Source organism: Paenibacillus sp. Y412MC10 (genome assembly GCF_000024685.1).
Lineage (GTDB): Bacteria > Bacillota > Bacilli > Paenibacillales > Paenibacillaceae > Paenibacillus_AQ > Paenibacillus_AQ lautus_A.
Genome location: NC_013406.1, coordinates 6,250,788 through 6,268,751 on the forward strand (window position 1 = coordinate 6,250,788; position 17,964 = coordinate 6,268,751).

Genomic DNA, 17,964 nt, shown 5'->3' on the forward strand with positions numbered 1-17,964 from the left:
AATGACCTATGTAAGCACTGCGGAAATATCGGCGGAAATGTTTGTGACCGTATTGCTGTGTCTCCTAGTTATCGCACCTTTGTTCAGTCTCGCCATCATGCGTTTTTTTCAAGGCAAGAAAAAAGCCGGCTTCATTCTCCTCGGCTCCGGCGTGGCCGCATACGTTGTATTCCAGTTCATCATGAGTCTGTTTTTCAGCAAGTGAACATGATTTGTACGAACGTGTGGCAGCATAGCTCGGCAACACAAAAAGCTCCTTCCCGAACCTCGGGAAGGAGCTTTTTATCATAAGCAAGCGATTGGCTTGCCATCTGCTGATGAGATTAAGCTTCCGGATTCAACGCTTTGTTGAACTGGAGCTTGTTCATGCCAAGAATTCGGTGCTCACCGATGATGGTGAGAGGTACCGCGCGAACGCCCATATCCCATACTTGCTGCGCGAATTCGTCGTTCTGCTCGATGTTGCGCTCTTCAAACTCGATGCCTTGATCGGACAAGAAGCCTTTTACTTGTTTGCAGTGCGGGCAGTTGTTCGAAGTGTATACAATCACGTTTTCCATGGTCGGTCAGTCTCCTCTACTCATGATTTGGGCTGCTTACAGCCGGTTCGATCTCTATCTATCAGTTTACAACACGACAGCGCTGTGTTCCAAGCTCTCGATGTATTTCTCCGCATCCATAGCCGCCATACAGCCGCTTCCCGCTGCCGTGATCGCTTGTCTGTAACGGGTGTCCTGAACGTCGCCGCAAGCAAATACGCCTTGGATATTCGTTTCGGATGTTCCCGGTGTCGTTACGATATAACCGTTCGGGTCGGTCGTAATGCTTCCGCCAAGGAAACCGGTGTTCGGATGGTGGCCGATCGCCACGAACACGCCGCTGACCGCGATCGTCTCTTCTTCACCGGTCTCATTGTTGAGCACTTTGATGCCCTTAACGCCTGTCTCGTCCGCAATGACTTCCTGCGGCGTGCGGTTCAATGCCCATTCGATTTTCTCGTTGGCGCGGGCGCGATCCTGCATGATTTTCGATGCACGAAGCTCCTCCCGACGGTGAACCAGCGTTACTTTGGATGCAAAGCGGGTCAGGAAGTTGGCTTCCTCCAACGCGGAATCGCCGCCGCCGACAACAACAATCTCTTTCCCGCGGAAGAAGAATCCGTCGCAGGTTGCGCAAGTGCTGACGCCGCGTCCCACATTGTCCTGCTCTCCTGGAATGCCGAGATATTTGGCGGTTGCGCCCGTAGAGATGATCAGCGTCTCGGCAACCACCTCGCCCATTCCGTCAACGTCCAACTTGAACGGACGCTCTCCGAATTCCACGCTGTTCACCCAGCCTGTACGAAATTCCGCGCCAAAACGTTCCGCCTGCTGACGCATATTGTCCATCAGCTCAGGACCCATGATGCCTTCGGGAAACCCCGGGAAATTTTCAACTTCGGTCGTGGTTGTCAGCTGTCCGCCAGGTTGCGGACCTTCAATGACGAGCGGGCTCAAATTCGCGCGAGCCAGATAAATGGCAGCCGTAAGCCCGGCAGGGCCTGTGCCTATAATAACGGATTTGTACATATCGTTTCCCTCCTATATATGGAACACTTAATTATAATCATTATAAATTAATATTAATTATGGTTATATCGGAGCCGTCTGTCAATATGTCACATCACACCCCAACTGCAAATATTGTTAATCCATTCTTCATAAACCGCTGGGGAATTTACTATTTTGAATAAATGAATCTCGTGCTCGAAAGAACACCTCGTTGTAAAACGTTTACTTCGAGGTCAGGAGTGCGCTGAGATCAGGTTAGAAGAATTTTGGGTTGCGAAAAGACTTCCACCACACGATTAACGGTGGGAAGATGAATGTTTGATGAAGTTCCGAAGCAAAACGCGATACTGCACAAATCCCCCTGTACTCGCCATGCGAGCTCAGAGGGATTCTTAGCTAGGTCATTATTTTCCAGATGCTCCGATTATTCAGTGTAATCACCCCAATGCTGATTTTGAGGACTTGGGTTATACCGGTTATCCGACAGATTAACATACGAAAGTCCCGTCAGTTTCTCTATGAATTCCGGCTCGCTCTGGAGTTGGTTTCTGCTTAGGTCAAGGAAACTCAGATTCTGCAGCTGCCCCATCTCCATGGGAAGTTCCATAATCCCCGTGTAATTAATACTAAGCAGCTCCAGCAACCTCAATCGTCCGATCTCGGGAGGGAGCCGCGTGAGCGATACTTCCTCTCTCCGGATCACATGATCTGTAGGTCCATGATAACTCCCGCACGCGATATTCAAGCGTTTTAACTTGGTCAAATCACCGATCTCCGCCGGAATCTCCACCAGATCCTCCGTATATACCGTCAAATCCTCTAATTCCGTAAGACCAAACAGGGCCGCAGGCAGTCTGGTGACGTAACTTTCATGGATCATAAGTTCCTTCAGCTCCTTCAGCTCTCCGATGCTTTCAGGAATCTCCTGGATGCCAAAACCGAAAATTTCAAGCTTGCGCGGTTTGTGAAACAATACATCCTGCCAGAATAATTCAAACTTCTTATGTTCCGGACGGCTTAGAAACAGGCCTGGAACCATGGCCGATATGTTCTCGGCTTCTTCTTGGCCGATCTGAAGCCCGCCCATTCGTTCATGAGCTACATGATGTAAGAGGTCCTGTCCATCATGATCCCAAAAGTTTAAATCCTCCGGCAGATGGGGATGCTGCCATGCAAACAGATCATCCGCCGCCTGCTTCAACACAACAGCGGCTTCCTCGCAGCATTTATAAATATAGTAAGTGCCCGCTCCGTATTCAATCCCGTTGCCACGCACGGTCTCCTCATCCAATCGCTTCATGATATCGTGCTCGCTAATCTTGCGTTCTTCGATCAGATAAGGCTCAAGCAGCGAAAACACACGCTCGGCTTCCTCCATGAGCCGGAACTCTCCACGCCTTGCTAACACGAATACCGCCGACCGCTCCATCGCATAATCAATCAGCCAGGAATAAGCAGCTCCCCTTGGAGAGTCGTAAAAGAATGCCATATTGCTGATCACCTCTCATCTTCCACGATTTCAAGCAGCCTGTTTATTTCGCTGCCCACAGTAAAATCCCCTTCTTCTCCAGCAAGGAAAAGAAGGGGACGCTTTGTCATTGCAGACGATGCTCAGTCCATTAACGGCTGCTGCGCAGGAGGCGCAGCCCGTTCAGGATGACCAGAATCGTGCTTCCTTCGTGGCCGATGACCCCGAGCGGCAGCGCTACGCCTTCGATGAAATTGGCTGCAATCAGTGTCAAGATGACGATAATGGCAAAGATCATGTTTTGCTTCACGATGCGTTGAACCTTGCGTGCCACTTTGACGGTACCGGCGATTTCATCGATGTTGTCGTTCATCAGCACCGCATCCGCTACCTCCAGCGCGGTTCCGCTTCCCGAAACGCCCATGCCGATGCCGACGGTTGCCGTGGCCAGCGCCGGCGCATCGTTCACGCCATCCCCTACCATGACCACATGGCCGTAACGGGCACGCAGGTCCTTAATATGGGTAACCTTATCTTCCGGCAGCAGGTCGGAGAACACCATGTCGACGCCGCTTTGCTTGGCGATGACTTCTGCCGTCGCCTTACGGTCCCCCGTCAGCATCGCTACCTTGATGCCCAGCTGCTGGAGCCGCTTCACAGCCATGGCTGCCTGAGGACGGACCGCGTCCTGCAGCGCGATCATGCCCACGATGCTGTCCCCTTTCAGGATAACGGATACCGTTTTGCCTTCGGATTCCAGCGTGTTCCGAATGGACAGCCAGTGCTGGCGACTCTCTTGAACCGCGCCCAACCTTTCATCTTGATCGGAAATCGCACCCGAACGCGGATCTCCGGTCCCTTCATCCAGAATATCGCTTTTGCCTATTTTCCAGGTGACTCCTGCAACTTCCGCCTGCATGCCCCAGCCAGTGATGGACTGACCGTTCTCTACCTGCTGCAGCGGTGCTCCCTCTTTCTCGGCTGATTGGACAATCGCTAAAGCCAGCGGGTGCTTCGACATCCGTTCGATGGAAGCGCTGATGCCAAGCAGTTCGTGCCGATCCCATCCCTCACCTGCAATAAAATCCGTAACCACGGGTGAGCCGAGCGTCAAGGTACCGGTCTTATCAAATGCGACAACGGCCGTGCGCGCCATATTCTCGATGTGGGCGCCGCCCTTGAACAAGACACCCTTTCGGGCGCGATTGGAAATCGCCGACAGCATCGCTGGCATAATGGAAGACACCAGCGCGCAAGGGGATGCCACTACGAGAAACACCATCGCTTTATAAAAGGTAGTATCCCAATCCCATCCCAGAACGGGAGTGGCCAGAACGATCAGCGCCACGGTCGCAATGACTACGACGCGGGCATAAATCGATTCGAACCGCTTGATGAACCGCTGCGATTCCGGCACCTCGTTCTCCGCTTCTTCCACCAGCCGGACGATCTTGGCGAACAAAGTAGATTCCGCCGATTGGGTAACCTCAATGTACAGGACCCCTTCCCCGTTTAAGGTGCCTGTGAACACTTCATCGCCTACGGACTTATCGACCGGCACGGATTCGCCGGTAATGGAGGCCTGGTTAACGGAGGAACTGCCGCGATAGATTTTGCCGTCTGCCGGAATCAGCTCGCCCGGCTTCACCAGGATGAGATCGCCGATCTCCAGCTTGTTGATGGATACCGACACCATTTCCCCCTTCTCGATGCGAAGGGCCGTCTCCGGCTGCAGCTCCATCAAGGACGAGATGTCCTTGCGGCTTCTCTCCATCGTATAACTCTCAAGCGCTCCGCTGAGGGCAAAGATAAAGATCAGCATCGCGCCTTCGTTCCAATATCCGATCGCCGCAGCCCCCATAGCGGCAGCGATCATCAGCAGGTTCACATCCAGATCGCGTTCCTTGAGAAGGGTCTCGACGCCTTCTTTGGCTTTCACCCATCCGCCTACGGCGTAGGATATCACGTATAACACAACCGAGAGCGGCTCAGACCATTGGCTGGTCAGCCAGGCCACCAGCATCAGCAGACCGCTGCCAAGCGCAGCCACTACCTCCGCATTGCTCAGGAGGCTGCGGATATCCCATTTCCCCGGCTGCCTCGGCTCACGCGGATCAGCTCCATTTTCTATCGTCGATATGCGTCCAGTTGTCGTTTGATTTTGTATCCATTGCATAACCAATCACCTTCCTAGTTGAGAATGAAATCCATTATTACTACCCTTAAAATGACACATGCTGCCCCGGCTAGGCCGGAGCAGCATGCTAAATGAGAATGAGAATCATTTTTGAACTTATACAATTTATTTTCCTTCGTACAACTTTATATGTATCATACTCACTTTGCTTTCATTTGTAAACCATATTTTTCACGTCATCTTAATTTCTGAAGAGCAATATCGGAGTTGTTGTCCACACATATGAGGCAGATGAGCTTCCAAACGTAAAAAAGGTCCTAGCGATTTCTTCGCAAGGACCTCTCTTATGAACCACGCCGTATAAAGCGCTCTCATTCCCTCAATCGACGATCGTGGAACATCTGCGCCGCATTTCCAATCTCGCGCCGGTTATCCGTATGGCCGCAAGTTCCGAAGGATGACAGCATACCTCGTGTATGCCCTGCCGGTACACCATCCGCAAATCCGCAGTGCCCACGCCATTGATCCGGAGCGTCAACTGCGGCTTCGTTCGTCTGATTCGACTGATCATATCCGAGAACGCCGAGACCTTCTGACCTGCTTCATCCGACGATTCGTAATTCCCTATGCCTTCGCAATCGAATACCAACACATCGGCCAAACGGGCAATCTCCGCCGCAACCGACGGACTCATTCCTTCGCCAAGCAGCGCCCCGTAACGGATTCGGACAAAACGCTTCTGATCCATCAAGGTCTGCTCCGCCACTTCTTCGATAAAATTATGGATCGATATAAACTCATCCGCATGTGCCGGACGCACAGCCAAAAGCTCTAAATGGCAGTCTATGCCTTCCGCCCCGCACTGCTCCATCGCCCGGAACAAGGACTCGAGCTGAGCATCCTGCGCCTCGCGTAAATCCATCGTATTGGAAAGCCGGGCATCTTGCAGCAAACTGATCGCGCATCGGGCTCCGGCTGCCGCTTGAAACACCAACACCCAATACGTCACCCATAACATAATGAGTCTCCGTCTTAACAAAGCGCTCTTCTCCGCGCTCCGTGAATTCAGCCATGCCGAATATACCTCCTGCAGCAGGCCATGCTGCAAAGCATCCTCACCGCGTATCAGTCCGATTCCCTGAGCACCCTGCTCGAGATCACGTGTGATGGATTCAGGATCCGCGGATCGGCTCATGACTTTCAGTCTTCGGTTCCTGTCACTCCACCCCAGCAGTCGGGTCAAGGAAGGTCTGTCCGTGCCGTTATGACGAATCCCCGAAACCCTGAGGGCTTCTTCAATGTCGTCAGGCGATGCCAGTAACAGCAATACCTCCTCATGGGTGACTCCTCCTGCCATAGCAAAATGCTTCAGCAGATCCGTCTCGGGAGAAAAATCGTTTGCCGTGATGTCCTCTGCTTATAAACTTCTTATCTTCCCATAAACGCTCTCCCAATTCACTGCCTGCTCCCCAATGCCTTTCCGTCATGGTTATCCTTCTACTCCCTTTCACCTTGAATTGGATAAACGCTTCTTTACAGGTTATTATGAAACAATTGGAAATATACAGCGCACGGGATAAACGCCGATCGAAAAAATATCCACTCCCGACCATTTCCCGACCATATATAATGGAGGAACGGGCCGAAGCGAGAGAACAAAGAGGAGGCATGGACATGCGAACCGATTATGACCATTGGGAACCCGTCAGCGTATCGGAGGCTGCCGGGATTTTTGCGGAAATTCCTGTTCACTGGTATATCGCAGGAGGATGGGCGTTAGATTTGCATTTGGGAGAGCAGACCAGAGAACACAGCGATACCGATATCCTGATCCATCGCGAAGAGCAGGCCGATGTTTACGCCGCCTTAACCAAAGCTTGGACGCTGTACAAAGCCGATCAAGGAAACTTGTCGTTATGGGAAGAAGGCGAGTATCTGCATTCCGTCGGGGACGTATGGGTCAGCAGGAATGACAAAACTCCATTTGCATTCCAGCTCATGTTGACGGAAACCGAACAGGATTGCTGGGTCTATCACCGGCAACCGTCGATCCGAAGACCGCTTCGCGATATCTTGTTGAAGACAGACCAAGGAATCCCCTACCTGAAGCCGGAAATACAACTCCTGTGTAAAGGAGGCAGCAGGAACATCCGCGATAAAGACGAGCGGGATTTCAGGACGGTCCTACCCACCCTGGACCATGAGGCTATAGAGTGGCTGGCCCAATCGCTCCGCACGCAATTTCCGGAAGGTCATCCCTGGATCGACTACATCGAATCAACGGGGTAACTGCCGTGTGGCATCACAAAAATAGGGCGCCTTCCCCCCAAGAGGGAAAGCGCCCTTTGTCTTACCTATCGATATAGCAGGATTGTCTTACTTCTGGCTGGCCGCAATCGCTTGTTCCAGATCGTACAAAATATCGTCGATGGACTCGGTCCCGATCGACAGACGCAGCAGTTCCGGATTGACGCCTGCCGTAAGCTGCTCGTCTTCGGACAGCTGCTGATGCGTCGTGCTGGCCGGATGAATGATAAGCGACTTGGAATCGCCAACATTGGCAAGGTGTGAGAACAGCTTCACGTTCTCGATCACCTTCTGCCCTGCTGCTGCCCCGCCTTTAATGCCAAAGGTCAGAATGGCGCCTTGGCCCTTCGGCAGGTACTTTTGCGCCAGCTCATACGAAGGGTGGCTCGGCAGCCCTGCATAGCTGACCCATTCCACGGCTTCGTGATTCTCCAGATACTTGGCAACCTTCAGCGCATTCTCGCTATGTCGCTCCACCCGGAGATGCAGCGTTTCCAGTCCTTGCAGCAGCAGCCAGGAATTGAACGGGGACAGCGACGCGCCGATATCCCGCAGCAGCTGCACACGCGCTTTGATAATGTAAGCGATCGGGCCTACGGCTTCTGTATACACGACGCCATGATAGCTTGGATCCGGCTGCGTCAATCCCGGGAACTTGTCATTAGCCGTCCAATCGAATTTACCGCTATCGACAATGACCCCGCCGATGGAAGTGCCGTGGCCGCCGATGAATTTGGTCGCGGAATGAACGACGATATCCGCTCCATATTCAATCGGACGCAGCAGATACGGGCTAGGGAACGTATTGTCGACGATCAGCGGAATGCCGTTCTCATGCGCGATGGCCGCAACGGCTTCCACGTCCAGCACATTCCCCTGCGGGTTGCCGATCGTTTCGGCGAACAGCGCCTTCGTCTTGCCGTTGATCGCTTGGCGGAAATTCTCCGGATCCGTGGAATCCACGAAGTGGACCTTGATGCCCAGCTTCGCCAGCGTATTGGAAAATAAATTATAAGTACCGCCATACAAACTCGAGGAGGAAACGATTTCATCACCTGCACCCGCGATGTTCAGAATGGAGAAGGTGATAGCTGCCTGCCCGGAAGATGTCGCCAGTGCTCCGGCCCCGCCTTCAAGCGCTGCAATCCGTTTCTCGAATACATCCGTGGTCGGGTTCATGATACGCGTATAGATGTTGCCGAATTCTTTAAGCGCAAACAGATTAGCTGCGTGCTCGCTGTCTTTAAACCCGTAGGAAGTGGTCTGGTAAAGAGGGACCGCGCGGGATAATGTGGTCGGGTCAAGCTCCTGACCGGCGTGAACCGCTAGCGTTTCAATGGAAAATTGGCGTTCTTCTGACATGGGTATTTCCTCCCTTTTCTTCATATGGAAAGTATGATCATTTCATAATTGCTCCCATTCTCTCATACTTTCCTTCGTTTGAAAAGAGCTATACCCAACTAATTACATCGGAATATAATATTTTATTTTGCATGAGGTTTGAAAACCCCTTCATTCCTTCTCCTCTTGATAAACTTTACCCCATCCATATCCGGCTTCCGGGGACGTATCCTCCGGCATGCCCGGCAAGATCAGGCCGCCGTCAATACGAAGGTTAATGCCGGTAATGTAGGAAGCCGCATCCGAGCACAGCCAAGCGATGGCTTCCCCGATGTCCGACGGCGTGCCGAGCCTTCCTAGCGGAATTTTTCTTCCCAGCGGCTCGTCCTCTGCTGATTGGTCCGGCTTGTGAACGGTTGCCCCCGGTGCCACGCAGTTTACGCGGATGCCATGCGGCGCCCATTCCAGCGCCAGCGATTGCGCCGCGCGGATCAGTGCCGCCTTCATGCCGCCGTAGATGCTGTCCTTCGGATAGGCTCTCTCTCCCCGGGAGGACGTAATGAAAATGACATTTCCCGGAATTCCTTGGGCGATCATCTCCCGAACCGCATATTTGCTGAGCAGCATCGGCGCCCGGAAATCAAGATGAATCGTCATGTCCAGCGCATCCTCTTCAAGCTCTGTCAGCTCGTCGTATAGACCGATACCGGCATTGTTCACCAGCAAATCGATCCGGCCGAATTCCTCCAGCGTCTTTCGTATCGTATTCTCCGCTTCGCTGCGAACGGTTAAATCGCTCTGAATAATAAGCGGCTCCTTGCCATAGGTATGGCCGATGTCCTCCGCTACATCCACGATTCCTTCTTTGCTCGAATTGTAGGTCATCGCCAGCCGGTAGCCTTTTTCAGCCAGCACCTTGGCAATGCCTCGTCCGATTCCCGCGCCAGCGCCCGTTACCAGCGCCACCTTCTCCGTTCCCTGTTTACTTACGGTTCCCATGATTTCTCGCTCCCTTCCGAATTCATCCTTTCATGCCACAGTCGCTTGCCGCCGTTCAACGATGACGCGCACCGTGCCTACCCTTCCTTACCCTGTTCTGAAACGGATGATTGGCTTTCGATAGATAAAATCGGCATGACGGGCGTTCATATGGTAAATATTTGAATCCATTCCGAGATTTATACGTAGTGTATATTAATATGGCTTTCCATATACGATAAACCAAAGGAGCGTGTACGTATGAGTTCTGAGATGTGGATTATTGCGGGCGTTTTGGTCGCCGCATTCCTGATCATGATTCCCGTACAGTACCGGTATATTGCAGCGTTAAAGGAAGATCCCCGAAAGCAGGGGGTCGATCAGGAAACGTATTACAACAACATGTCGTTTCAAGAAGAACAGCTCCACTACAATACGCAAGTCTTGTTTTTGCCTTCCACCATGGTTGCTTCGTGGATTTATAATTGGAGGCATAAGAGCGGAAAAACGACCAAGTAGGCGAATTTAAACGAATGAAAACGCAAAAATCATCGCCCGAATGAAGGCGATGATTTTTCATGATCCAAGCTATACTCAGCCGCGTCTGGCTAAGGCGTTCATATGCAGGAAAAAGGTGTCCTCCAGTGTAGGCGCCTTCTCCATGAACTCGGGACCCGGCTGCTTTTTCCCCATCAGCCTGACTCTCATCCGATGCTCCGTCATTTGAAAATGAATCAGCAGCTCCTGCGGTATCCGCTCAAAGTCTTCCAAATCGATCTCGCCTTCCCAGACGCTGGAGGCCACATTCAGCTTCCATTGGGTCGGCGAACCGATAAACCGGAGGCGGCCGCGGTGTATCCAGATCACGGTATCCGCCGCCTCTTCCCATTCGTTCAGCTCGTGGGCCGCAACGATCACCATACGGCCCCGGGCGTATTTGGTCAGATACGTGATGAGAAATTTGCGCTCCTCCGCGTCCATGCCGTTCAAAGGCTCATCCAAGAACAGAAAAGACGGCGAGGCCAACAGCGCTTGTACGACGGCAATGCGCCGCTGCACCCCTTGCGACAAATTCTTGAGCTTGCTCTTGCGGAAAGGCTCCAGCCGAAAGTCCGCCATCAGCCTGTCAATAGCCTCCGGGTTAAACACGCCCTTCAATTCGGCCATATAGGTCAGCAGCTTGCCGACCTTCATATCTCCATACAGCTCGATATCCGCCGGAACATACCCGATTTGACTGCGGATCAGCGGCAAATGATCCCCTGCCCTGCGCCCGCTGTACAGGATCTCGCCTGCATCGGGTGCCTGCAGCGTGGTCAGCAGCTCGATCAGGGTTGTTTTTCCGGCGCCGTTCGCCCCCACGATGAGGTTCAGGCCGGATTGAATCTCCGCTTTCTCGATTTCAAGCCGGTACGTACCTGCCTGCCGTTCCAGTCCTTCCAGCCTAATCATTCGCCAATCTCCAGGCTCCGTTCAGCTTCAAGCTGCGTCCGTAGGAAGAAATCAGCAGAATCAAGCCGATCACAAGCAGGGACATGTCTGTCAGCATCTTGCCGCTCATGGAAACGCCGTGGTCCACGATCTGGCCCTGTATCACGATCCACATGCCGTACACCAACACCGCCGAGATCAGCGAATAGACCATGCCTTTGCGAAACAGCATATACATCGCGGCCCCTCCCGTCACCAGCAGAATGCCCATCCACTCCAGAATAAACGGTCCGAATAAAAAGCGGGAGGATTCTGCTTGGATGGATCGAAGCCCGAGCGCAAGGGTACTGAGCAAGGCCATTCCGACGACGATGCCTGTCACGAGAAGCAGGCGGGTATACAAGACCAGTGCCGGCGGGTAAGGGGTCAGCGTCTCCACGGCCCGCATCCCTTTATCCCAGGTTCGGCTGCTGAACAGCATCGATACGATCAGCAGCAGAGGGGTAATCAATGGAAAAATGCCGCCGGGCAATCCGGCAAATTGATCAAGCGGATATTCCGGATCGATCAGCATGACCAGCATGCAGAATACCGCGCCTGCCGTGAGCAGAATGGATCTTTGATTCAATCGAATCTGGCTCCGAAGGATCTGTTTCAATGAGGGCGGGTCGACCTGCGGATTAAAATCCAGCTTGGGAGACTCGGGCTCAATCCGGAGCTGATTGAACTCCCCCTGAAGGGACGCGATGAGCTGGGCCGTCTCATCCGGCGTCGGCGACGGAAGAGCCGCGCGTCTGAGCGGGCCGCGAAGCTCGTCTTCAAGTCTTCTCAATTCATTATCGAATGGATGATCCATGGAGATACACCTCACTTTCTTTTACTTTGCTCTGCGAATCAGACTCTTCCGACTTGGAGCGGTTCCGTACCTGTTCCTGAGGATTCTTCTCCCGCGTCCTTCGGGACGAATGGACGGGAACCAAATCGGAATGCTCCGTGGACAATGTTTTCTTTAGCTTTCTCAAGCCGTTATATAAATGCGTTTTGACCGTACTCAAGGGGAGGTCGACCAGGTCGGCGATTTCCTGCAGCTTCAGGTCATGAAAGAACCGAAGCGATATGACTTCCTGTTGTATATCGGGCAAGGTCTCGAGCGACGCCGCAATTTCGAGGGAAGTTTCCTGTCTTTCCACAAGCTCCTCCGCGCCCGGTTCAGGGTCGTATGCATCCGGCATTTCCTCACCCGCAAGACCTTCGGACCTGTAGGATGCGCTTTTCCAATAATCCTTGCACATATTCAGAGCGACGCGGTACAACCAGGAGCGAACATGCTCGAGCGTCCCGTGCTGCTTCAGATGCCGGATGAGCCGGATAAAGGTTTCCTGAACGATATCCTGGGCCTTTTGCCTGTCGGCCAGCCTCTGGGTCGTATAACTGAGCAGCGGACCATGGTACCTCGTCACCAGCATTTCAAACGCTTCCTGGTCGCCGGCAGCCATGCGTTCGGACAGCTGCTGATCGGAAATCATGCCTTCCCCCCCTTTCTACATGCATTCTCATCTTCCGTTATAACTATTTCTCAATTATAACCGACCGCGTGCAGGTGCATAGTCGTCATTATTTGACATTCATCATGGCATCCCACTTCTGCTGCCACTCTTTGTACGTGATCGGCTTCTCCGGTCGTAAGGACGGGTTGCGTTCGGTGTCGGGAAGCATCAGTCCCTGCCCATAAAACTGCACCAGCAGCTCTTTGACCTGATTCCCTCTGCCTTCCTCCAGCGCCTTTCTAACCTGTCTGGCCATACTTATGCCTATTTGGTTCTGGGGATCCTCCCCGCTTCCGTTTTTGAACAACAGCTGCTGTACCGACCGGAGATTTCCGTAGGCCGATCTTAATTGTTTATCGCTAAGCCCTTTCTCCTCCACGTAATATACATACCAGAAAAGACTGCTGATCTTTCCGCGCACGTCTTGTTCCGGATGCTCAAAATTATAATGGAACGCACCCTGGTTGCCGAACAGAATCGAGTTCATCCATTCGCCGGGCAAATTCGCGAAGTTATAGGTGTAGTGGTTCGAGGACAGAATCAGGCGATGATTCACCTGAGGGTAATCAAAACCTTGGCCCAAATACAAGATCTTCTCGACGCTGCTGTTGAACTCGGGTATCCACTCGGAAAAATAGTCATATTTCTTTTTCATATCCCTCAGCAGCGTTACGGATGCCTTCTCCAGATAAGGCGTTGTCACGATGGTAATCGGGAGATCATTCCGGTGGATTTCCTTCCAGAATTGTCCCCCGTACAGAGAGATATTCTGCTCGATCTCCCTGTCCTCAAACCGCTGGTAGCCCGGCTTCCGCTCCAGCTCTTTCATTCCCGTATACAAGGGTTGCGGATACCCCTCCACAACCAGCTTCATCTCTCCGTCAGAGTAGCGCAGCTTGCCGTATTGCCAGCCCAGATAAACGTATTTCGACGAAAGGTCTCCATTATCACTCTTTAAATATACCTCCTGATGACCGGGAAGCGGATACCAGGCCATATGCCCCTCCAGCTTAACTTCAGGCCCCACGCTATAGGCCGCAAATTCTTCATTGGAGTACCCGGACATAAAATCCATCACCTTGCCCCTATATTCCAGCTCGGCTTGAAGGTTCCCTCCCTTGGCATCGCCAACCATCCTGATCGATATCCGCTCTCCCTGTCTGCGATAAGGAGCATCGATGCCCTGGAGTTGGACACGTTCAAGCTTGAACATCCGGTTCAAGGTTAACGGCAGCTGCCTCATGCCCGATATTTCGGAGGCTGGTATCGTTAGCTTCGCCGTCACGCGTAGCTCGTCGTTTGGCAGCCGTTTCAGCTTGATGTCATAGGAAGACACATGATAGAAGGCTATATTTTCAGGATCATCGACATAAGAAATCGTCGGGTCCTCCAGCTTCGCATCAATTTGGGCATATCGTTCCGCCCAAAGCGTGCCATAGGGCACGGCGGCGGCTGCCGTCAACACGACAGCCCCCAGCACGCCCAGCCACCCTGCCTTTTTCAGCATCGTAGGGCGCTTCGAGTTTAACAAGAACAAACACACCGTCAGCAGCAGGAAGGTGAAGGCCAGCACGAACCAACGGGACAGTTGAATATCCTTGGATAGTAGGCCGTACCCCCAATTCTCATATTCAAACCGATTGGATTGAAGGAAGAATTGGTTAAGGTGAAACACTTGGGCCGGCATCCATCTTAATTCGCTGATGAAATAAATTTCCATGAAAAACGTTCCAAACATCCATGCACAGAAACCGATCAAATACACGATCCGGTTCGGTATGCTTGCCCCGAGGAGCATCGCTAGCGCGAGCGTCACCATATAGGAAACCTCATACTGCACCGCGAATTGCATCGTATGCACCATCGCGATATCACCGGCTATCCCCTGGCTGATCGACAGGATATAGAATATAACCGACGTCGAGAGGGTAAACAGGGAAAAGTACAGCAAGCTGACCGCATATTTCGACGACAGCAGGGTGAAGAAGGACACAGGCAGGCTGTGGTTCCATTCAAACGACCGACGGCGGACATCCCGCCGGATGGACAAGATGCCGATTAACATCGCCGGACCCAGCGTCATCGTATGACCCAGCATATGAAAGGAATACGCAGCCGAATACAGGTTATGATTCGGTCCGTTTCCGCTTGCCGCCTGCAGCATGATGACGATGAACAGGATCGCGTAGAGGACCGGAAGCGAGGCAAACAAGGGATTGCCGAACAAAAGCCGCAGCTCCAGCAGACTATGCCTCCACCACTTATGCATGGCGATCCCTCCGCAGCAGAGCCAGATAGCCGTCCTCCAGGGTCGGATCCGCCGGAAACGCGCCGGTCACGGGGGCCGCTGCACTGATAAACCGGCAAAGCACGCCTTCCGGTACCGTTCGAGTGGACACGACGGACATGGGATCCATCAAGGCAAATTCTTCATGACCCATCACCGCTTCCCACACTTGTCCCTTCCCGCAGGCCTGCAGTTCGGGCAGGCTGCCGTTCATGGCCAATCTCCCCTTGTTCATTACGGCGATGCGACGGCAGTTGCTCTCGATATCCGCTACGATATGAGTGGACAACAGGACCGTCCGGTCGATGCTGAAACGGGTTAACACATTCCGGAACCGGACACGCTCCTGGGGATCCAGCCCCGACGTCGGCTCGTCTACGATCAAAATATCCGGGGAACCGAGCAGCGCTTGGGCTATGCCCAATCTTTGCTTCATGCCCCCCGAGTACGTGCGCACTTTTTTGTCCGCCTTCTCCTGAAGGTTGACCATCTCAAGCAGCCTGGAGATCTCCTTCAGCCTGGCGTTCCGGTCCGTGATCCCCTTCATGGCCGCCACATAATCCAGATAATCTCTGCCGGTCAGCTGTGGGTAAATGTGAAAATGCTGCGGCAAATAACCGATCATCTGCCGAATCTCCTCCGGCCGTCCAAGGGATATTCCGTTCACCCTCACCTGCCCGGAGGTCGGCGTCAATAAGGTTGCCAGGATGCGCATTAAGGTTGTTTTGCCGGCGCCATTGGGTCCTAGCAGACCCGTCATGCCTTTATCCAATTGTAATGAAACATCCAAGAGCGCCCAAGCGCCCTTGCGATAGGTTTTTGATAGATGCTCAATGGTAATCATTCTAGAATCCTTTCACCATGTACGATTATGGCATAAGCCGCGCGGTTTACGTTCCTTGGAACGAACCATCGCTTCAAAAAGTTTGACATTCCCCAAGGTTTGACGCCAATTTATTGATAAAGTACAAATAAGGTACAAAAAAGCCCGTGATCCTAAAGCGGATTGCGGGCATGAACTATTTCGCCTGACGTCAGGCTCTTATCCAGTTATTATAACATGCGGGAATGCGGTTCATCCGTAAATCTTCAGGCCATAAATATTTCATGCCCCAAAAGATTAACGGGATAGACCATTCACACGCTTATCGCTCCCGGAGTTACCGATGTGCCTCATATTGGTTGGCGCGGCTGATCGCCTGGATCGATTGGATGTCCTGAGGAGATAAAGCTTCCATATCCCCCGCAGCCAGGTTATGCAGCAGCTGTTCAAGCGAGCTTGCTCCGGGAATGGTGCAGGCAACAGCGGCATGGGCCAAAGCATAACGAATCGCCAGCTGGGACAAATCCCGGCCTCTTCCGAACGCTTCGAGCCTCTTGAGCACGTCGAGCAGCTCTTGTTTGCTGTAATCCAGGTATCCCTTCTCGGCTTTGGCTTGTCCTCGGTCCGACAAGATGCCGCGGGCAACGGGACCCCGGGCAATCGCGGATATTCCGTTCTCCTCAAGCAGATCAAGGACCGTTTCCTCCGGTCTCCGGTCCAGGATGCTGTACTGGCTCATGACGCTGACGATATGGGATTTCGCGACATACTCGCGGATGACGTTCGGCCGGATGGACGATATGCCGTAATATCGAATCCACCCTTCCCGCTTCAATTCTTCAAAAGCTTCAATCGTCTCTTCGATCGGATCATCCAGCGTCCCCCCGTGAAGCTGGTACAGATCGATATAATCCGTACCCAGCCTGCGCAGACTGTCCTTAACGGCTGATTTGATGTAGTCCTTCGAAGGATCCCATACCCAGCCCTCCTGTCCCGGCACGCGGCGGTTGCCCACTTTGGTGGCGATGATGACGTCCTCGCGCCGACCCTGAATCGCTTTGCCTACCAGTTCCTCGTTGCGGCCTGCATCATATAAGTCCGCCGTATCCAGAAAATTCACGCCCTGATCCAACGCTTCATGAATAAGCTTCACCGCTTGTCCTTCGTCCGTACCCAGCGACATGCAGCCCAGCCCGATTTCGCTTACATACAATTCCGAAGAGCCCAGCCGATTGGTTTTCATCGTTCATCTCCTCCTCTTCCATCATGATGAATAAGGTTCTACCTCTTTACTTACCCTAAAATATCGATCCAGATCTTGACCGCCGTCACCGCAATGAGAAGAGCCAAGGCGTACCTCAGCAGGCGGACGTTCATCTTGCGGCTGATAATCGCGCCGATGGGGGCACCCATCAAGCTTCCGACAACGGCAAACAGGGACGGCCAAATCGGAATGTCGCCCGAGGCGATTTTGCCGATAACGCCCCCGACCGCGGACAGAAAGACAATCGCGAGCGAGGATGCGATGGTGATTCGCGTCGGGATCTTAAGAACCGTCAGCATAATGGGGATCAGGATAAAGGCGCCCCCGGCCCCGACGATTCCGGCAATGCCGCCGACAATAAAGGCAGCTCCCATTGCAATCCATGCATGGTAAGTCACCTCGCTCACCGATCTGTTCTCCATGGATGCCCGGGTCGGCACAATCATCAATAACACCGCGATTACCGCCAGAAATCCATAAATCACGTTAATCGTTCCGCTCGTCATAAGCATCGAGGACAGGCTCCCGATCAGACTGCCAATCAGGGTACTGGCCCCCATCTGGATAACCAATCGCTTGTGAACGTACGACTCACCGCCGCGCGAACTCATCCGATTGGTTAGCATGCCTGACAAGGAAGCAAAAAATACCTGCAGCATACTGATGGACGCGACCTCCTTGGAGGTGAAGGCCTCCAGTCCAAACCAGGACGGTACATATAGAAGCAGGGGGAAATTAATGATCGCCCCGCCTATTCCCAGCAGCCCTGAGAAAAAAGAACCGATGATACCTATAAAGACCATGACTACAAGTTGCACTATCAAGGTGATC

17 protein-coding genes are annotated in these 17,964 nt (G+C 52.9%); 3 read left to right on the plus strand and 14 right to left on the minus strand.

From position 1 onward, the window contains the following. The first annotated feature begins 1 nt into the window (after nucleotide 1). Nucleotides 2-205, plus strand: coding sequence for a hypothetical protein (locus tag GYMC10_RS27630; RefSeq protein WP_015737503.1), 204 nt, complete (start codon nucleotides 2-4; stop codon nucleotides 203-205). A 118-nt stretch (nucleotides 206-323) separates the two neighbouring features. On the opposite strand, the gene GYMC10_RS27635 is transcribed toward GYMC10_RS27630, so the two are convergent. The 5 genes from GYMC10_RS27635 to GYMC10_RS27655 form a co-directional block, all read right to left on the minus strand. Next, a complete protein-coding gene (locus GYMC10_RS27635) occupies nucleotides 324-560 on the minus strand; it encodes a glutaredoxin family protein (protein ID WP_006212730.1) in 237 nt (78 codons plus the stop codon). Between the two features lie 66 nt (nucleotides 561-626). Further along, nucleotides 627-1,568, minus strand: coding sequence for a thioredoxin-disulfide reductase (gene trxB / locus GYMC10_RS27640; protein ID WP_015737504.1), 942 nt, complete (start codon nucleotides 1,566-1,568; stop codon nucleotides 627-629). Nucleotides 1,569-1,974: 406 nt separating this feature from the next. After that, nucleotides 1,975-3,039, minus strand: coding sequence for a leucine-rich repeat domain-containing protein (locus GYMC10_RS27645; protein ID WP_015737505.1), 1,065 nt, complete (start codon nucleotides 3,037-3,039; stop codon nucleotides 1,975-1,977). Nucleotides 3,040-3,169: 130 nt separating this feature from the next. Next, the gene (locus GYMC10_RS27650) at nucleotides 3,170-5,194 is read right to left on the minus strand and encodes a heavy metal translocating P-type ATPase (protein WP_015737506.1); all 2,025 of its coding nucleotides are present in this window, start codon (nucleotides 5,192-5,194) and stop codon (nucleotides 3,170-3,172) included. Nucleotides 5,195-5,534: 340 nt separating this feature from the next. Continuing rightward, the gene (locus GYMC10_RS27655) at nucleotides 5,535-6,512 is read right to left on the minus strand and encodes a PEP-utilizing enzyme, TIM barrel domain protein (RefSeq protein WP_261979448.1); all 978 of its coding nucleotides are present in this window, start codon (nucleotides 6,510-6,512) and stop codon (nucleotides 5,535-5,537) included. A gap of 317 nt (nucleotides 6,513-6,829) precedes the next feature. Here GYMC10_RS27655 and GYMC10_RS27660 point away from each other — a divergent pair, with 317 nt between their 5' ends. Further along, nucleotides 6,830-7,444, plus strand: coding sequence for a nucleotidyltransferase domain-containing protein (locus GYMC10_RS27660; protein WP_015737507.1), 615 nt, complete (start codon nucleotides 6,830-6,832; stop codon nucleotides 7,442-7,444). Between the two features lie 87 nt (nucleotides 7,445-7,531). Here GYMC10_RS27660 and GYMC10_RS27665 read toward each other — a convergent pair whose 3' ends face one another. Continuing rightward, nucleotides 7,532-8,824, minus strand: a complete 1,293-nt coding sequence (locus GYMC10_RS27665) for a homocysteine synthase (protein WP_009594125.1) — start codon at nucleotides 8,822-8,824, stop codon at nucleotides 7,532-7,534. A gap of 150 nt (nucleotides 8,825-8,974) precedes the next feature. Then, nucleotides 8,975-9,802 carry an SDR family NAD(P)-dependent oxidoreductase gene (locus GYMC10_RS27670; protein WP_015737508.1) on the minus strand — a complete coding sequence of 276 codons (828 nt, stop codon included), beginning with the start codon at nucleotides 9,800-9,802 and terminating at the stop codon, nucleotides 8,975-8,977. Between the two features lie 240 nt (nucleotides 9,803-10,042). Between GYMC10_RS27670 and GYMC10_RS27675 the strand changes: the two genes are divergently transcribed. After that, nucleotides 10,043-10,300 (plus strand): DUF3949 domain-containing protein, encoded by a 258-nt coding sequence (locus tag GYMC10_RS27675; RefSeq protein ID WP_015737509.1) that lies wholly within the window; start codon nucleotides 10,043-10,045, stop codon nucleotides 10,298-10,300. A 75-nt stretch (nucleotides 10,301-10,375) separates the two neighbouring features. Here GYMC10_RS27675 and GYMC10_RS27680 read toward each other — a convergent pair whose 3' ends face one another. The 7 genes from GYMC10_RS27680 to GYMC10_RS27710 form a co-directional block, all read right to left on the minus strand. Beyond that, nucleotides 10,376-11,233, minus strand: a complete 858-nt coding sequence (locus GYMC10_RS27680) for an ATP-binding cassette domain-containing protein (RefSeq protein ID WP_015737510.1) — start codon at nucleotides 11,231-11,233, stop codon at nucleotides 10,376-10,378. Next, nucleotides 11,226-12,068, minus strand: coding sequence for a hypothetical protein (locus GYMC10_RS27685; RefSeq protein WP_015737511.1), 843 nt, complete (start codon nucleotides 12,066-12,068; stop codon nucleotides 11,226-11,228). The genes GYMC10_RS27680 and GYMC10_RS27685 overlap by 8 nt, the downstream gene beginning before the upstream one ends. Then, on the minus strand, nucleotides 12,049-12,738 hold the full coding sequence (locus GYMC10_RS27690) for an RNA polymerase sigma factor (protein ID WP_015737512.1): 690 nt from the start codon (nucleotides 12,736-12,738) through the stop codon (nucleotides 12,049-12,051). Before GYMC10_RS27690 ends, GYMC10_RS27685 begins: the two co-directional genes overlap by 20 nt. Nucleotides 12,739-12,826: 88 nt before the next feature. Beyond that, entirely contained in the window at nucleotides 12,827-15,028 is a 2,202-nt protein-coding gene (locus GYMC10_RS27695) for an ABC transporter permease (protein ID WP_015737513.1), read from the minus strand. Continuing rightward, nucleotides 15,021-15,890: an ABC transporter ATP-binding protein gene (locus GYMC10_RS27700; protein WP_015737514.1), complete on the minus strand. Its 870-nt coding sequence runs from the start codon at nucleotides 15,888-15,890 to the stop codon at nucleotides 15,021-15,023. Before GYMC10_RS27700 ends, GYMC10_RS27695 begins: the two co-directional genes overlap by 8 nt. Nucleotides 15,891-16,206: 316 nt before the next feature. Then, nucleotides 16,207-17,112, minus strand: coding sequence for an aldo/keto reductase (locus GYMC10_RS27705; RefSeq protein ID WP_015737515.1), 906 nt, complete (start codon nucleotides 17,110-17,112; stop codon nucleotides 16,207-16,209). 50 nt (nucleotides 17,113-17,162) lie between these two features. Continuing rightward, nucleotides 17,163-17,957, minus strand: a complete 795-nt coding sequence (locus tag GYMC10_RS27710; protein ID WP_015737516.1) for a sulfite exporter TauE/SafE family protein — start codon at nucleotides 17,955-17,957, stop codon at nucleotides 17,163-17,165. Between the last annotated feature and the right edge of the window lie 7 nt (nucleotides 17,958-17,964).

Coding starts and splice junctions, on each gene's coding strand:
- GYMC10_RS27630 (WP_015737503.1), top strand. CDS start 2: ATGACCTATGTAAGCACTGCGGAAATATCGGCGGAAATGTTTGTGACC.
- GYMC10_RS27635 (WP_006212730.1), bottom strand. CDS start 560: ATGGAAAACGTGATTGTATACACTTCGAACAACTGCCCGCACTGCAAA.
- trxB (WP_015737504.1), bottom strand. CDS start 1,568: ATGTACAAATCCGTTATTATAGGCACAGGCCCTGCCGGGCTTACGGCT.
- GYMC10_RS27645 (WP_015737505.1), bottom strand. CDS start 3,039: ATGGCATTCTTTTACGACTCTCCAAGGGGAGCTGCTTATTCCTGGCTG.
- GYMC10_RS27650 (WP_015737506.1), bottom strand. CDS start 5,194: ATGCAATGGATACAAAATCAAACGACAACTGGACGCATATCGACGATA.
- GYMC10_RS27655 (WP_261979448.1), bottom strand. CDS start 6,512: ATGGCAGGAGGAGTCACCCATGAGGAGGTATTGCTGTTACTGGCATCG.
- GYMC10_RS27660 (WP_015737507.1), top strand. CDS start 6,830: ATGCGAACCGATTATGACCATTGGGAACCCGTCAGCGTATCGGAGGCT.
- GYMC10_RS27665 (WP_009594125.1), bottom strand. CDS start 8,824: ATGTCAGAAGAACGCCAATTTTCCATTGAAACGCTAGCGGTTCACGCC.
- GYMC10_RS27670 (WP_015737508.1), bottom strand. CDS start 9,802: ATGGGAACCGTAAGTAAACAGGGAACGGAGAAGGTGGCGCTGGTAACG.
- GYMC10_RS27675 (WP_015737509.1), top strand. CDS start 10,043: ATGAGTTCTGAGATGTGGATTATTGCGGGCGTTTTGGTCGCCGCATTC.
- GYMC10_RS27680 (WP_015737510.1), bottom strand. CDS start 11,233: ATGATTAGGCTGGAAGGACTGGAACGGCAGGCAGGTACGTACCGGCTT.
- GYMC10_RS27685 (WP_015737511.1), bottom strand. CDS start 12,068: ATGGATCATCCATTCGATAATGAATTGAGAAGACTTGAAGACGAGCTT.
- GYMC10_RS27690 (WP_015737512.1), bottom strand. CDS start 12,738: ATGATTTCCGATCAGCAGCTGTCCGAACGCATGGCTGCCGGCGACCAG.
- GYMC10_RS27695 (WP_015737513.1), bottom strand. CDS start 15,028: ATGCATAAGTGGTGGAGGCATAGTCTGCTGGAGCTGCGGCTTTTGTTC.
- GYMC10_RS27700 (WP_015737514.1), bottom strand. CDS start 15,890: ATGATTACCATTGAGCATCTATCAAAAACCTATCGCAAGGGCGCTTGG.
- GYMC10_RS27705 (WP_015737515.1), bottom strand. CDS start 17,112: ATGAAAACCAATCGGCTGGGCTCTTCGGAATTGTATGTAAGCGAAATC.